General features: G+C 38.9%; 17 protein-coding genes. 1 reads left to right on the top strand and 16 read right to left on the bottom strand.

What is annotated here, in order from left to right:
* Positions 1–113 precede the first annotated feature (113 nt).
* The 5 genes from Q0162_RS11035 to Q0162_RS11015 all read right to left on the bottom strand — a co-directional run bounded on the left by Q0162_RS11035 (position 114) and on the right by Q0162_RS11015 (position 4,273).
* Positions 114–608 carry a 3'-5' exonuclease gene (locus Q0162_RS11035; protein WP_297891612.1) on the bottom strand — a complete coding sequence of 165 codons (495 nt, stop codon included), beginning with the start codon at positions 606–608 and terminating at the stop codon, positions 114–116.
* A 135-nt stretch (positions 609–743) separates the two neighbouring features.
* Complete coding sequence (locus Q0162_RS11030) at positions 744–1,697, bottom strand: hypothetical protein (protein WP_297891609.1); 954 nt, start codon at positions 1,695–1,697, stop codon at positions 744–746.
* A 59-nt stretch (positions 1,698–1,756) separates the two neighbouring features.
* Entirely contained in the window at positions 1,757–2,581 is an 825-nt protein-coding gene (locus tag Q0162_RS11025) for an alpha/beta fold hydrolase (protein ID WP_297891607.1), read from the bottom strand.
* 48 nt (positions 2,582–2,629) lie between these two features.
* Positions 2,630–3,265 carry an NAD(P)H-binding protein gene (locus tag Q0162_RS11020; RefSeq protein ID WP_297891605.1) on the bottom strand — a complete coding sequence of 212 codons (636 nt, stop codon included), beginning with the start codon at positions 3,263–3,265 and terminating at the stop codon, positions 2,630–2,632.
* A 30-nt stretch (positions 3,266–3,295) separates the two neighbouring features.
* Positions 3,296–4,273: an alpha/beta hydrolase-fold protein gene (locus Q0162_RS11015; RefSeq protein WP_297891602.1), complete on the bottom strand. Its 978-nt coding sequence runs from the start codon at positions 4,271–4,273 to the stop codon at positions 3,296–3,298.
* 119 nt (positions 4,274–4,392) lie between these two features.
* Between Q0162_RS11015 and Q0162_RS11010 the strand changes: the two genes are divergently transcribed.
* Positions 4,393–5,958, top strand: coding sequence for a Na+/H+ antiporter (locus Q0162_RS11010; RefSeq protein WP_297891599.1), 1,566 nt, complete (start codon positions 4,393–4,395; stop codon positions 5,956–5,958).
* 51 nt (positions 5,959–6,009) lie between these two features.
* Here the strand turns inward: Q0162_RS11010 and Q0162_RS11005 are convergent, their stop codons facing one another.
* The 11 genes from Q0162_RS11005 to Q0162_RS10955 form a co-directional block, all read right to left on the bottom strand.
* Positions 6,010–6,789: a nuclear transport factor 2 family protein gene (locus tag Q0162_RS11005; RefSeq protein WP_297891596.1), complete on the bottom strand. Its 780-nt coding sequence runs from the start codon at positions 6,787–6,789 to the stop codon at positions 6,010–6,012.
* 156 nt (positions 6,790–6,945) lie between these two features.
* Positions 6,946–7,335, bottom strand: a complete 390-nt coding sequence (locus Q0162_RS11000; RefSeq protein ID WP_297891593.1) for a hypothetical protein — start codon at positions 7,333–7,335, stop codon at positions 6,946–6,948.
* A 70-nt stretch (positions 7,336–7,405) separates the two neighbouring features.
* Positions 7,406–7,984 carry a Crp/Fnr family transcriptional regulator gene (locus Q0162_RS10995; protein ID WP_297891592.1) on the bottom strand — a complete coding sequence of 193 codons (579 nt, stop codon included), beginning with the start codon at positions 7,982–7,984 and terminating at the stop codon, positions 7,406–7,408.
* A 103-nt stretch (positions 7,985–8,087) separates the two neighbouring features.
* The gene (locus Q0162_RS10990) at positions 8,088–8,963 is read right to left on the bottom strand and encodes a hypothetical protein (protein ID WP_297891589.1); all 876 of its coding nucleotides are present in this window, start codon (positions 8,961–8,963) and stop codon (positions 8,088–8,090) included.
* A 13-nt stretch (positions 8,964–8,976) separates the two neighbouring features.
* Entirely contained in the window at positions 8,977–9,540 is a 564-nt protein-coding gene (locus Q0162_RS10985) for a hypothetical protein (protein WP_297891587.1), read from the bottom strand.
* An 87-nt stretch (positions 9,541–9,627) separates the two neighbouring features.
* The gene (locus Q0162_RS10980) at positions 9,628–10,164 is read right to left on the bottom strand and encodes a DUF4303 domain-containing protein (protein ID WP_297891584.1); all 537 of its coding nucleotides are present in this window, start codon (positions 10,162–10,164) and stop codon (positions 9,628–9,630) included.
* Complete coding sequence (locus tag Q0162_RS10975) at positions 10,124–10,741, bottom strand: hypothetical protein (protein ID WP_297891581.1); 618 nt, start codon at positions 10,739–10,741, stop codon at positions 10,124–10,126. Before Q0162_RS10975 ends, Q0162_RS10980 begins: the two co-directional genes overlap by 41 nt.
* A 194-nt stretch (positions 10,742–10,935) precedes the next feature.
* Positions 10,936–11,511, bottom strand: a complete 576-nt coding sequence (locus Q0162_RS10970) for a DUF4303 domain-containing protein (RefSeq protein WP_297891578.1) — start codon at positions 11,509–11,511, stop codon at positions 10,936–10,938.
* Between the two features lie 17 nt (positions 11,512–11,528).
* A complete protein-coding gene (locus Q0162_RS10965) occupies positions 11,529–12,581 on the bottom strand; it encodes a hypothetical protein (RefSeq protein ID WP_297891574.1) in 1,053 nt (350 codons plus the stop codon).
* A gap of 21 nt (positions 12,582–12,602) precedes the next feature.
* On the bottom strand, positions 12,603–13,289 hold the full coding sequence (locus Q0162_RS10960; RefSeq protein WP_297891572.1) for a hypothetical protein: 687 nt from the start codon (positions 13,287–13,289) through the stop codon (positions 12,603–12,605).
* 16 nt (positions 13,290–13,305) lie between these two features.
* Complete coding sequence (locus Q0162_RS10955; RefSeq protein ID WP_297891568.1) at positions 13,306–13,779, bottom strand: hypothetical protein; 474 nt, start codon at positions 13,777–13,779, stop codon at positions 13,306–13,308.
* Position 13,780: the final 1 nt, after the last annotated feature.

Raw genomic sequence — 13,780 nt, 5'->3', positions numbered from 1 at the left:
TCTCATACGTATCAGGCAGGGATAGGCAAAAGTCTCTAAATTCTTCTATATTCATAGTGTGAGCCCCACGGGCAGTTTAAGGTTTATAATGTTTTAATCGTAATGGCAAAATCTCACTTGAAAAGTTCTAAAGCAATATGTGCGCAAGCCTCGGCATCGGCTAAGGCGTGGTGATGTTGCTTGAGTTCAAAGCCAAAATAAGCGGATACAGTGTCTAACTTATGATTCACAAGCTGTGGGAGGCTCTTGCGCGCTGCTCTCAAAGTGCAAAAGAAAGGATTGGTGTGCTGTGGGAGCGCGTAATAAGCTAATACTTCCCGCAAACAGCCTTCATCAAACATACTATTGTGAGCTACAAGGGGTAAATCTTTTATTTTTGGTAGTATTTCTTTCCATACTTCAGGGAAGAGAGGAGCCTTTTCGGTGTCGTACTGCGAAAGTCCGTGTACTTGGGTACAGAAAGGGGAATAATAGTTAGGAGCTGGTTTTATCAGTTGGTAATAAGTATCGACAATCTCGTTGTTTTCTACAAAAACGAGTCCGATACTGCAAACACTGCTGCGGTATTGATTAGCGGTTTCAAAGTCTAAGGCTGCGAAGGTGTTCATTTTAGAAAAGTAGTTTATTGAAAGGACAAAAGTACGAATAATTAGTAAATATGTAAATTATAAAAAAATCCCCACTGATAAGTTGTTCTACAAGTGGGGATTTACTATTTTGCATTTTTATAAACTATCGTTTTGTTAAGATATAAATATAACACTTGCTTCATCCTCTAACATCGAAAACAATACGCTATACTGACGCTGCGCAGCTTCTGCATTTTCTTTTGGACAAAGCCCTATGATATAACTATCGCCTCCTATATCTATTTGATAAAAAGCAAATTCACTTTTTGCTGCCAAGAGCTGAAACACCTCATCGGGAGGCGTGTTGTTGTCTATTTCCAAGTCTATTTCTTTGCCTTTTAGCTGTTTACTTAGCAGATTGTAGTTATAGACGACATCTTCTGCTTCTGTTTTCCAATCAATTACCTGCAAGTAGTTTGAGGCTATCATCTCGGAAAGGAAAGCATCGGGTAGATCTTCTTCGCCTAATACACTCATACAGATTCTATTGGCAGCGCGAGAGGGAATGGAGAGTAAGTCTGCCAATGACAGCCATTCTTTCTGGAACTTTTTGGATATTTGAATGTTTTGAGGAGCTATTTCTCCTTTGCCCTCTTGCTTTTTCAATAAGGCGATTTGTAAATCTACATAAACAGCAAGGCGTTTTTTGAGTCGTTCGATGGTGCTGCTATCGGTTACAGGATCGTTTTTTCCTATATAATCATACGATCTATGACCTTTTTTGTCAGAGATAAAATAGGCATATCGCACCCACTCGCATTTGTCCTTAACACGACAGATAGCATAGCGTACATTTTCGTTAATATCTTCAAATATAATGCTTTGAGGGATAAAACAAGCGTAACTTTCTACGAGAAAACTGCTCTCCTCCAAACAAATAGAAATCATCCCTGAGGTATCCTTTTCACGGATTGTCCCAAGTAGCAGTTCGGTATTATGGTCGTTTAGTTGGGTATAGTTATTCATTATTTTTTGGAAGTCTTCCAAAGGATAGGGACTGCCTCCGATGCATTCTTCTTTGGCGTAAAAGACCCAGCAGGAGGTAGGTTTCTTTTTAGGCGTGTTCATACCCAACAAATTGGATATTTTTTCTAAAATATTTTTAAAAAACATAGCTAAAGTTCTTTCTAATATTTTTTTATAAACTCTGTAATTTCGGTAGCAGCTTTGATGCGGGCTTCTTCAGAAGTAAAGCTGTGGTCTACTTGGGGAAGGAGTATTAATCGACTGTTCTTGTACCCTTGGTGGTAGCGCTCGCCATAGGTATAGGGGACTACCACATCCCAAGTGCCGTGAATAACAAGGGCAGGTCCTTTGTACTCTTTGGCAATTTCGTAAATAGGGAGCGTTTGAGCTGTGGCGATATAGTCGTGCCCCATACGCAATCCTCGGGGGAGATCGATATATTCAGGGATATGATGAGGGTCGTAAGTAGCGCCTTGTGTGGTGCCACGTAGCGCATCGTCGCGCAATACTGCTGCAGGGGCACAAAGAGCTACGCTTTTGATAGTTTTTTTCAGCTGACCGGCTACCATCGAAGCAACTACACCCCCTTGTGAATGTCCTACGATACTGATGCCACTCACCCAAGGGAGTTTTTGGGCGTAGGCGATAACTTTTTTAGCGTCTTCAATTTCGTTGAGTACGGTCATATCTTGAAAACGACCTTCGCTTTTGCCACAGCCGTTGAAATCGAAACGGATACTGGCGATACCTCCCTCTTGCAGTTTGTCGGCGATAGTGCGCAATAGGGGTCTGTCTTTATTAGAACCAAAGCCGTGACAGATAATCACCATTCGCACCTCTTTGCCTTTCTCTATCTTAGGCATTTGCAGGGTGGCTGCTAATTTACCTTTAGCCCCTTGTAAGGTAAGGTCTTCTGTTTGTTGTGCTTTTGCTGAGTGTATCACTGCCATAGCTACTAATAGTAAAGTTATAATGTTGTTATTCATAAGCATTTTATTTTGGTGCAAAGCATAAAAAAATAGCTAATGTGTCAATCAAAAAAAGATTTCATCAAGGGTAAAAATATGTATTCCTTTAGTAGCAGTGGCTACCTCATGACGCATTCTCGCGGCGAGTATAGCTGTAGGCATAGGGCGATAACGTTTTAAAATACCTAATTTGTTTAAAAATTTGAAGGCTTTTACGGTGAAGTTCTCAGTATTTCTATCGCTGTTAGAGCGAATGAGTATAGAGGGTTGGAAGATGAGTAAGTACGAAAAGTGGAGCGTTTTCACAGCGTCTTCTAAAGCCCCTTTCATACGGTTGTAGAACAATTTAGACTGCGTTTTAGCTCCTGCTGCCGAGACGAGCACAAAAGTAGGCACCCCATTGGATTTACACTGCTGGGCAAAGGTGTACTGATAGTCATAATCTACGCGCCATTGAGCATCCTCATTACCTGCGACAGCTAAAGTGGTGCCTAAACAAGAGAAAGCTACATCGCCGTGCAACAAATCTGCCCACGCCTCGGGAGTCTCGAAATCAACCACGTGAGCGTGTAGCTTGGGGTGGGTGAGGGCTAAGGGTTTGCGCACGAAGCAATGCACTTCGGTATAAGTGTCGTCAGCTAAAAGTTGCGACAATAAATCTTTCCCGGTGGCACCTGTGGCGCCGATGATAAGGGCTTTCATTTTATAGATAAAAGAATAAGATATGATTTTTTACTTATATTGGCTTAGTAACCAATCTCGTACACTTTTTAGCTGATAAGCATAATCAAAAGCATACATATGCTCACCAGCTTCAGCTCTTTTTGTAAATCCGTTGGGCAATACGGTGCCTTTTATGAATTGTACAATATTTTTATCAGCACCTTTTTTTAGTAACTTTTTAATAGCTTCTTCTTTCTGCTTTTCAGGGAGATTGGCAGCAAACTTTGTGGTTGCATAGGTGATGTTCTCTTCAGTAAAGAAAGTCTCCATTTGTTGCATAATAGGAGCCGCTTTGTCTAATTCAGAAGCTATATAAAAAAACTTTTGCTTGGGTAAAACTTCTTTGAGTTGCTGAAAATCCCAATGTGTACCTGCATACAAAGAAGCTGCAAACAAGTTGGGGTAATGTACATTCAGATAGAAAGAAATCATCCCTCCCATAGATTGTCCGGTAGTATATACCCTACTACGGTCAATAGCATAAGTACTAAGAATTTGTTGCAGAAGATGATAAGTAGTAGGTACTTCATCGCTTACCTCGTAGGCATCATTGGTAGCTGCTTCTTTACCACTGTATGAAGGTACTAATACGAAACAAGGGTGCTCTTTTTGAGTTTCATCAGTAGCCCAAATAATTCCACCATAACCTTGTTTAAGAGGAGCCATCACCCCTTTGCCTACAGTACTTGCATCTGCCATAAAAAGGACTAAAGGGTATTGCTTGTTAGGGTCGTAATTCCTAGGAGTGAATAGGTTGTATTCCATAGTTCGCCCAGTGAGGGTATCGGTAAAAGACAATTGTTTGAACTTAGGGGCAATTTCTTCTCGCAAGGCAAAAGGTTTATCATCGTAACTCTTATCAATTCCTCCATATTCACCTGTCCAACGACTTACCTCAGGCAAGGTTGGTGAAGTAGTTTGCTTTTGAGTATTGCAACCTACGAGAGCAAGAGCAAGACTTATGGCTAGTTTGCTTATTTTTTTCATAAAATCTATTTTAAAAATTAATTTACTATTTGTTGGTACAAAGATACAAAAAAAAATACTTATCAATTATGATTAAAAAATATTTTTTACTATTTTTGTCCCCTCATAATTAATGACCTATGGTGCAGTATTTCCCTTACTTATTACTTTTGATGGTGGCTATTATGCTGCTGATTATGCTGGCTAACCGACTTAAAGTGGCATATCCTATTCTCTTGGTTTTAGGAGGTTTAGCGATAAGTCTTATCCCTAATATGCCAGCTATTACACTCAACCCCGATTTGGTGCTCATCATCTTCCTGCCTCCACTCTTATATGCTGATGTTTTTTCGCTATCGCTAAAAGAGATGTGGAAATGGCGACGCATTATCTTTAGTTTTGCCTTTATTGTAGTTTTTATCACAGCTACTGCCGTGGCTTGGGTAGCCAATATGGTATTCCCTGGGTTTTCATTGGCGTTAGGATTTCTTTTAGGGGGCGTGATAGGCTCTACTGATACGGTGAGTGCTTCAGCAATTATGAATTTTGTAAAGGTGCCTAAACGCATCAGTACAGTAATAGAAAGCGAGGGTTTGCTCAACGATGCCTCTTCACTGATAGTGTTTAGGCTTGCTGCTTTGGTGGTTACTACCGGTCAGCTGGTGTGGACGGATATGGCGCTGAATTTCCTTTGGGTGGTTATTGGGGGAGCTCTTATAGGATTGGCTATTGCTTGGGTGATGCGCAAGTTGCACAGATTCCTACCTACCGATGCTAATATGGATATTATCCTTACCCTTATTGCTCCTTATATAATGCATATTATAGCTGACGAGTTAGGGGCTTCGGGAGTGTTGGCAGTAGTGGCTGGGGGTATGTATATGTCGCTCCACCTTACTAGCGTTTCTATTGCCTCCACACGCAACAAAGGGGTGGCGGTATGGGATATTTTAGGTTTTATACTCAATGGTCTTGCCTTTATGCTGATAGGACTTGCTTTGCCTGAAGTACTCGAAGGGATAGAAGCCGAAGGAATGAGTCTTACTACTGCTACCAGCTATGGGCTCCTCATCACAGGGGTAGTAGTAGGGGTACGACTGCTATCGTCATATGGAGCTATACTCATTACTCAAGTAATGAAACACTTTATCACAGTAGCCGACAGACGGAACCCTGGCTTTCGGGTACCTTTGGTATTAGGTTGGGCAGGAATGCGCGGGGTGCTTTCACTAGCAGTAGCCCTTTCTATCCCTCTAACTTTAGAGAACGGCGAGCCTTTTCCGCATCGCAATCTCTTTCTCTACATCACTTTTATCGTAATATTGGTAACTCTACTCGTACAAGGGCTTAGCTTGCCGGCTCTTATCCGTTGGGCAAATTTCCCTGATTATGAAGATCACATTCCTGAAGCTGAAGCGGAAAGCCTTATACGCAAAACCTTAGCCCAAGCTGCTTTGGATTATATGCAAGAGCATTACAAAGAAGGAATAACTGATAGTTTTCTGTTACAGAATCAAAAAGATATATGGCAATACCAACTCGATACCTCCAAGTGTAGTACTACTGCCGAAGTGCGGAAGATATACATCGCTATTTTGCATCATCAACGGGAAGTTTTGCAACAACTAAATAAAAACCCACGTATTGATGAGGAGCAAATACGCAATTTCCACCGACAGTTGAATTTAGAAGAAGAAAAACGGTAAGTTTGGGTTTTAATATTATAGGGGGCGAATGGTAATTCGCCCCCTATAATATTAAAACCCAAACTTACCGTTTTGGTTTTGCCACGTTTCTTTTTTAGCAATAGGCTCGATAGTATCCCAATGTTCTGCTATTTTGCCGTTCTCTACGCGGAAAAGGTCGTAGAATGAAGAATGTACACCGCCCAAATGTCCTTCGCTTACTACAAGCACAAAGTTACCTTCGCCCAGTACTTTGTGAATGGTGTCGTACTTCATCGTGATACCTTGTTTAGCCATAGCCTCTAACGCACTGCCCAAGCCTGAAAGGTTATCAGGTATTTGTGGGTTGTGTTGCAAATAATTGTCGCCATCGAAATACCCTGCGAGCTTTTCCATTTTACCATTTACCAAAATGTCCTCTACAAAGTTGCGGACAAGGGTTTTATTAGCTTCCGTCTTATCCAAATCTTTTACTTCGGTAGTACCGTCAGTCATTGTGCGACCGCTGGGGTTAGTTCGAGTAGGTTTTTCTTGTAGGTTGTCCCAGTGCTCTACGATTTTGCCATTCTCGAAGCGGAAGATATCAAAACCTATCTTATCGCCAAAGAAGTTGTAATCGGTGTGGGCGAATACATAGTCGCCATCTTCGAATACGCGCACGGTATTCACGCGGGCAGAGCCAGCAGGTAGTGCTTGTAAGGCAGCCCCAAAGCCAGCCAAGCCATCGGCAATAGCGAGGTTGTGTTGTTTGTAATGCTCGGCATTGATATAGCCTACGGGCTCAACGGCACCTGTTTCGATAGCTTTTAAAAGCTCGGTTACTTGTTGTTTTTGAGATTTCTGTGTCATCATTTCTTCTGTTTTTTGATTATTAAATTTCCTAATTGATTTCGGGTGCAAAGGTACGGCGGGTTAGGGGTGGAAAACATTGAACTAGTTCAATAAGTGCAAAATGTATAGAAAAACTTATTCCTTTTCAGATATTGTACAAGTTTTATTAACATCATATTATTTTTCTAATTTAACATACGGGCTTATGCTTTCAAACTCTTCAATACTCATAGGCTCGGTACTGCGGATAAGGTATATATAAGTGTCATAGCGAAATATCCTTAGGGTTGTTCCTTCATAACAGAAGATGTTGTAAGAAAAATCGTATAAATCGTATTTGCTCTCTAGTAAGCCTTTGCGTTTAGTAAGTTCATATACCAATTGATAGGTATAATACACCGTTTCTTGCGAAGCTCCAAAAGAAGCTTCTTCATAGATAAAGGAACGTCCACCTTGCTCAAATTTTCGCAAGATGTGGTCTTTGCCAAAAGAGAGCCAATGCTCTTCGCGTTCGCGAAAAAGCACTCCTAAGAGAATAATGCTGAGTATTAATATAAAAACTGCCATACTTTTACAACGTTGATTTCACGGTGCAAAGGTATGGCAGGTTGGAGTTAAAAACATTGAAGTAGTTCAATTAATTAGCAAATTTGCTAATTCTTTTTCTAATCTTGCTTACAAACTCGTGAGTAACCCCAAGATAAGTAGCCATTTGTATATTAGTAAGCCGATGGGCAATGTGTGGGTATTGGGTAAGGAAGTCGTGGTAACGTTCTTCGGCAGTTTTACTCAGCATATCAATCATACGGCGTTGTAAGGCGATATGGGTACGCAACCCCATTAGGCGGAAAAGTCGTTCGGTAATAGGGATATGCTCAAAAGCATATTGCTTATCTTCGGGAGTGATAATAAGCAGTTCACTATCTTCTAAGGCTTGTATGTAAAGCCTTGAGGGGGTTTGATGCATAAAGCTATCAAAATCGATCACCCACCAATCTTCAGTTCCAAAGAAGAGTACTTGCTCATTGCCATTGCGGTCTATATCGTAAGTGCGCAAGAGTCCTTTAGTAATAAAAGCTTCTGTCTTACAAATTTCTCCTTTTTGCAAAAGGAATTCTTTCTTCGGTAAGAAGTGCTTAGTATAGAGGGCGCAAAGGGCTTCTATTTGCTCGGTTTCTCCTGAGATATATTTAGCAAAGTGTTGTTGTAAGGTCATAAATCAATTTATAATTCGCTTATATAGTGCAAAGATATAAAAAATTGGGCATACAAATATCTTTTGTACTACCCAATTATATGTGGTTCTATCTGTTAAATTATTATTTTACCATATAGATATCATCCTTTATTTGTAATAGTTGATAACCGAGATGTTTATTAGTATATAAGGTAATCGTGCCAAAAGATTCTATTATTTCAGAGTCGTTCTCGTAATAGGTTGTAGGCATTTTTGAAAGTTCTTTTTGATTTTTGGTGTAAGGAAATTTATTTTTAAATCTGAAAGTGTAAGGCTGGGTTTTTACCTCAAAATACAAAATAGTTTCATATTTATCTCCTTTAGTTTTATAGCTTTCTACATACATAGGTTTGATATTCTTGCGATCAAGAGTTTCTTTTTTAAGGAAACGTTGTGAATTTCCGTCAAAAATATTAGGAATATCTTGTTGTACTTCCAAGGTATCACTCTCCTGCATACGCTTTCCTAAGGAATTGTATTTCTCTATATGGTTAATAATAGATGGTTCGTTGCGGTCCATAGGTATTGATTTATCATAGATGACCAGCTCGTTTTGAGGGTTGAGGTAGATACCTTTTGCAATGTGATGAATATCTTCAGGCAGTCTCACAAGGTGTTTTTCTCCTTCTAAGTTATATATCTTATAGTCTGATGTATAATGATAGTTTTTATAGATCTTGGGCAGGGTTAATCTCTCATATACTTTAGAAAAAGTAACTCCCAGAGTCCCCATCATAAATTTAAAGAAAACAATTGTGCAGATTATAGCAATGGTACCTACTATTTTTTGATTATAAGCAAAGGAATAGCATATCCATACCCCCAATAGCAAAGGAATAGGGAAAAATAGCATAGAAATATCCCTATCGTAACTGCTGGTAAATCTCCTAACAAGGAAGAGGTAGAGAGCAGCCAAGGCAATTCCTGCCAGTAGAGAGAGAACGAGAACTATGAACATTTTTTTAGTATCATTACTCATATTTTTCTATATAGGCATTAGGGTTGTACATTTCGATAAGGCTTGTAAAATAAGGATAAACACTATTATACACCTCAAATTTGGTAGTTTCGGGCGATTGAATTTCTACCAAAAGACTTCCTCCCCTTGCATAGTGCCAACGTACTTTTTCAACCTTTTTAGGGTCGATATTCTTGATTTTGAAGGGAGTAAATAAATAAAGTTGCTCACAACAAAGTACAAATGTGGGGGCGTGCTTGTAGTAAAAAGATAAGGAAGATTGTATTTGCAGTAAGAACAGAAACTCCTCTTCGCTCATCTGCTCTATGAGTTTTTGTAGTTTTAGGGCTCTTTGTCTTCCTCGATAAAGAATGAAGAAAAAGAATGATAATATTAAAACTATTACCGAAAAAAAAGGGTTGTAGATAATGTCGGCGAGTTTTCTGTGATTTATAATTGTATGAATTACAATTAGGATTGTTAGCACTATCACCGATAGTGCTATTGTAGTGGTAGCTACACGTTTTGCGTGTTTTTGTACACCTTCAATATAGTTTAGTTTGTTAGAAGAAAGCATTTATGGTTAAGAAATTAAAAAATTGATTAACGCCACAAATATACATCATTTTTTTTAAATTGCAAAAAAATGTTACTGAAAAAAATATCAGCTAAATATACTAAGCCATTCCTCAATATTTTCAGGGTTATTAAAGGATAAAGCTCTTTGTAGGTCGGTGTCATCAGGGGGCATTAGTTCTACGTTGATATACACTTGTTCTCGTGGTTGGTTGAGGGCAAAAATACCAGTCTCGTCGAGTTTTTTCATCGCATATACCATAGCAGCAAGTCGGAGGTTGTATTCCTCGTTCCATTGCTCCTCATTGTTGTAATCTATAAGAGAGTCACGCTGCTCAAACAACTGCTTTACCTGCTGAAAATATTCCTCATAACCAAAAGCGTAATAGGGGCTATCGGCAAATGAGTATTTATAGTATGGTATTTCCTCTTGGGGGATAGCATTTTCATTTACGAATCGCTCTAAAGCTTCCACCGACCACGCCGCAATACAAGGAGTAAGCGCCTCCCCCGTAGTGAGTAACACACAATAGTAATAATGCTCTCCGTTTTCAAAGAGTTTTAAAAATGCTTTTTGAGCAGCCTCAAAAATAGCATCGCCTAATGGTTGTAGTTCGGGGGTCATTTTGTTTATTTAAAAAAAAATCTTCTACTTCTTCTATTAAATCATCTAATTCACTTTTGAAAATCTCTTTATAACGCTCCTCACTCTGTATCATTTGGAGCAGGCTCTTTAGTTGTACTCCGTCATCAAGTTCATAAGTGTAAGCAAGAAAATAGATTTCTCTAAGTATTTTTTCATCTAAATAATAACCTCTAAAAGGAAAGGTTGATATCTTTGTAACTACAATGTATTTTAATATATTTTCTTTGTCTAATAGAAAGAACAAATTATCAGTTACTTTTTTAACATCCAGATTAAATATTGTACCTTGTGTGGTATAGCTAAAAATGAGCATATCATCACATAAATACTGACGAATATTGTCAATCTCCTTTCCTTCAAAGCTAAAATCTCCTCTTTTTATCTTAGAAATGGGTAGATTTTCATCTATTTCAGTATAGAAAGGTGGTATGGGAAGAGATAAAGAACCTACATTATGTAATAACTGTATTTTTAGATAGCATAATTGTTGTTCGCAGTCAAAAGCAAAGACATCTTGAAATGCTTCCACATAGTTGGTAGCTTTTCCCCATTCCAAAATAATATTTCTGTATATAATCTCATTGGTTATCATACTTTCTTTAATAGTTTCTTAAAGCCATTTTTTGATATACCTCCCGCATTTTAATAGCTTCTTAAATATTTCACAATCAGTGATTTACTTATAAAATAAGCTATTGTTTTGTCGCAAAAACACATTTTTTTTGCGACAAAACAAGCGTGTTTTTTAATTTATCCTTTCAATTTGTCCCAATCCTTTTTAGGGTTAAGGAGTTCGGTGGAACGATACAAGAGAGATCCTTCGTCATTTTCGTCGTAATCATCTATATAGAAGGCAAAAAGAAGTAAGCCGTTTTCCTCGCGATTGCCAAAAAGCCCTTCTTTATCACACTCGGCAAGGGCATTGAGCAGACAATCCTCAAAGTCTTTGCGCAAAGCATTGTATTGTTCTTCTTCATCGTCACCATCTAAAGCCTGTACCAAGAGATAAGTCTCTTTGTACAAATGACTTTGGTTGTCGAGCCAGTTGTCGGCATTTTCTTGTACAGGCACATAAGAACCATCGTAGTCCTCTTCACATTCACCACTCCATATAGCCTCTACTATAGAAGCATTAGGGTCATAAGCCTTAATAGCTTCCCGACTGATAGCTGCATCACTAACAGCAAAAAAATCGTCTACTAAGAATAGATAATAAGCCTCTAAATGAGCTCCTTTACTATCGGCTTTGGCTTTGATGTGAGAAAATGAGTAGCGAAAGTGTTCTTTTGCTAACTGCTGAATGTGGTTTTTTTGTTCTTGAGTCATTTTATTTTTAGTTATAATTATACTTTCTTCAAAAAAGATTCTTCTTCATCGCTTACTACCACTACAAAGTCATCGATGGAGGGAATGCCCAGTGGTGCCCATTCTTCTTTGAGGCGTTTGGCGCAAGCGACTAATAACTTCGTGGCAGCACTGCTCTTTTCTTGCATTTCGGTTTCTTGGTTGAAAAGGTCGAAGAGGGCAGCGTCTTCTTCGTTGGGTTCTATATCTATGGTATGAGCATATTCGGCAGTGTTCCAAAGGTAGTGTTTTGCCTCTTTGCCATATTTTTGGTATTCTTGTCTTTCGTTTTCAGTACCAAAACCTATTCTTGTAGGTAGTATGTTTTGGTAGTCAAACGATAGATTGATGCAATACAAAGGCTCTTTCACAGGATATGCCTTAATGGTAGGCACCAATAGGGCATAGTAGCGTTCCGCAGCTTTTTCAGAGAGGGCTTTATAACTAATTTTCTTATCCTTCTTCTGATAACGTACATAGCCTGTTCCGCTGGTAATACTATTGAGTTCCCCCAATATATCATAGGTGTAGAGGAGTGTATTATCAATGGGTTTTAAATAATAATCTAATCCTTTTTCCTCTTGGCGAATGAGTTTGTCCCCCTCATAAAACATAGTCCTTTCGCTCCAAGTATTATTATCGTAAGCGGAGTGGATTGATTGCAAGAGTCCGTCCTTATAAATGAATATCCTAGTATTTATACATTCTTTCTCAGGAGCAGAATCAAAGTGATAACTAATAATTTGTTTTTCTTCACGAAAATAGAACTCCTCATCATATAGACCTTCAAACTCATTATAACTGCGTTCCACGATAATCTCATCTTTTTCATTTACCCCATATTGATACTTATTGTCAGTATCTTCTGGAGCATCTTTAAGAATTCTAGACTTCGAGAAATGGTTTTGTTCAAAATAAAAAGGCTCTAAAGAAAAGAGTCCCACGCCTCCTGATGCCCAAAACCAGCGCACTACTTGTGCCTCTATTTGGGTTTTTAACTTTGGGTAATCCGCTTGGGCTTGGTCATAGAGTTTTCTTGCTTGCTCGTTCATAAGGTTTTATTTGCAAAATGATTAAGGGTTATTAAGTTTTTTCCAGTCTTCAAGAGCTTGTTTGTTTGCCCGATGTTCTGATAGAGGATAGATAAGATCTTCTTCCTTTAGCTTTTTAAGTCGGGTAAGATACATTTTTTCATATTTTGCCATTAGTTTCTCGTCACCTTTTTGCTTGTATATCTCTTTAAGGTAGAAAAAAGGTTCCCAATCTTGGTTCGCTACAGTAGCTTTACCTACTTTCACCGCATTAAGTAACTCTTCTTCGGCTTCCTCGGTACGTTCTAAGTAAAACAAAGCTATCCCTAATTCAGTTCCATATCTTGCTGCGCTTTCTCTGAAGAGCTGGTCATCCTTTTCTTTATCTCTACCTAAGGCTTTTTTGAGCCAAGGAATGGCTTCTTCCCATTTTCCCTGTAAAAGGTACATATGTCCATAGTTAAAGGGAATATATCTCAGTACATCATACTTATCGCCTTCGGCTTTGTAATGAAAGGCTTTAGCAGCCATAGCTTCCGCTTTGTCATACTGGGCAACATCTGCCAATGCTCCAAAGTAATCCCCAAAAAACATAGCTTTGTCAAAATTATCCGAAAGTTCTGTCTCTACCTTTTGGTAAAGAGCCTCATAAATAGCCAGTGCTTCCTTATATTGGTAATCTTTTATTAGAGACTTAGCAGTGTCCCATTGTTTGATTATTGGATTCATTTTATTTACTATTATTTTACATATTTAGCGGTATAATAGCTCCTACAGAAAGGCGAAATTTGCCTGTGTCAAAAGGATAGTTGTCACTCATTTTACCCCAAGAGAATGCGTAGCCTGCTTTTATGTAGAAAATAAAAATTTGGATACCTGCTTCGGGGGCGAAGTAATAAGGGGAGAAATTCAGTTGAGGGCGCAACATTAGCACAGGGATATCTATAAAACCGCTGTGAGAGTCATCAGCTCTGATCCACGCCGAGAGTTGCGCTTCGGGGATAGCGACTAATCCGTTTTCTGAACGGAAGTTGCCCGCAAGTCCCACCGATAGTGCCAACTTATTGCTGTCATAATAGTTGAGATGCACTCCTAACTGTCCGTAGCTACTACCTTGTTTGAGGTAACTCGCATCTATAATCAGGGTTTTGTCTTTCGAGGTTTGCGCTACAGCAGGGAGTGTTGCCCATATACATAGCAGTAAAAAAAGTTTTTTCATT

Source organism: uncultured Capnocytophaga sp., assembly GCF_937936315.1.
Classification (GTDB): domain Bacteria; phylum Bacteroidota; class Bacteroidia; order Flavobacteriales; family Flavobacteriaceae; genus Capnocytophaga.
This window is presented reverse-complemented; position numbering and strand designations above follow the sequence as displayed.

What these genes read in the sequence shown, in the direction of transcription:
- Q0162_RS11035 (WP_297891612.1), bottom strand. Translation starts at nt 608, where the DNA reads ATGAACACCTTCGCAGCCTTAGACTTTGAAACCGCTAATCAATACCGC.
- Q0162_RS11030 (WP_297891609.1), bottom strand. Translation starts at nt 1,697, where the DNA reads ATGAACACGCCTAAAAAGAAACCTACCTCCTGCTGGGTCTTTTACGCC.
- Q0162_RS11025 (WP_297891607.1), bottom strand. Translation starts at nt 2,581, where the DNA reads ATGAATAACAACATTATAACTTTACTATTAGTAGCTATGGCAGTGATA.
- Q0162_RS11020 (WP_297891605.1), bottom strand. Translation starts at nt 3,265, where the DNA reads ATGAAAGCCCTTATCATCGGCGCCACAGGTGCCACCGGGAAAGATTTA.
- Q0162_RS11015 (WP_297891602.1), bottom strand. Translation starts at nt 4,273, where the DNA reads ATGAAAAAAATAAGCAAACTAGCCATAAGTCTTGCTCTTGCTCTCGTA.
- Q0162_RS11010 (WP_297891599.1), top strand. Translation starts at nt 4,393, where the DNA reads ATGGTGCAGTATTTCCCTTACTTATTACTTTTGATGGTGGCTATTATG.
- Q0162_RS11005 (WP_297891596.1), bottom strand. Translation starts at nt 6,789, where the DNA reads ATGATGACACAGAAATCTCAAAAACAACAAGTAACCGAGCTTTTAAAA.
- Q0162_RS11000 (WP_297891593.1), bottom strand. Translation starts at nt 7,335, where the DNA reads ATGGCAGTTTTTATATTAATACTCAGCATTATTCTCTTAGGAGTGCTT.
- Q0162_RS10995 (WP_297891592.1), bottom strand. Translation starts at nt 7,984, where the DNA reads ATGACCTTACAACAACACTTTGCTAAATATATCTCAGGAGAAACCGAG.
- Q0162_RS10990 (WP_297891589.1), bottom strand. Translation starts at nt 8,963, where the DNA reads ATGTTCATAGTTCTCGTTCTCTCTCTACTGGCAGGAATTGCCTTGGCT.
- Q0162_RS10985 (WP_297891587.1), bottom strand. Translation starts at nt 9,540, where the DNA reads ATGCTTTCTTCTAACAAACTAAACTATATTGAAGGTGTACAAAAACAC.
- Q0162_RS10980 (WP_297891584.1), bottom strand. Translation starts at nt 10,164, where the DNA reads ATGACCCCCGAACTACAACCATTAGGCGATGCTATTTTTGAGGCTGCT.
- Q0162_RS10970 (WP_297891578.1), bottom strand. Translation starts at nt 11,511, where the DNA reads ATGACTCAAGAACAAAAAAACCACATTCAGCAGTTAGCAAAAGAACAC.
- Q0162_RS10965 (WP_297891574.1), bottom strand. Translation starts at nt 12,581, where the DNA reads ATGAACGAGCAAGCAAGAAAACTCTATGACCAAGCCCAAGCGGATTAC.
- Q0162_RS10960 (WP_297891572.1), bottom strand. Translation starts at nt 13,289, where the DNA reads ATGAATCCAATAATCAAACAATGGGACACTGCTAAGTCTCTAATAAAA.
- Q0162_RS10955 (WP_297891568.1), bottom strand. Translation starts at nt 13,779, where the DNA reads ATGAAAAAACTTTTTTTACTGCTATGTATATGGGCAACACTCCCTGCT.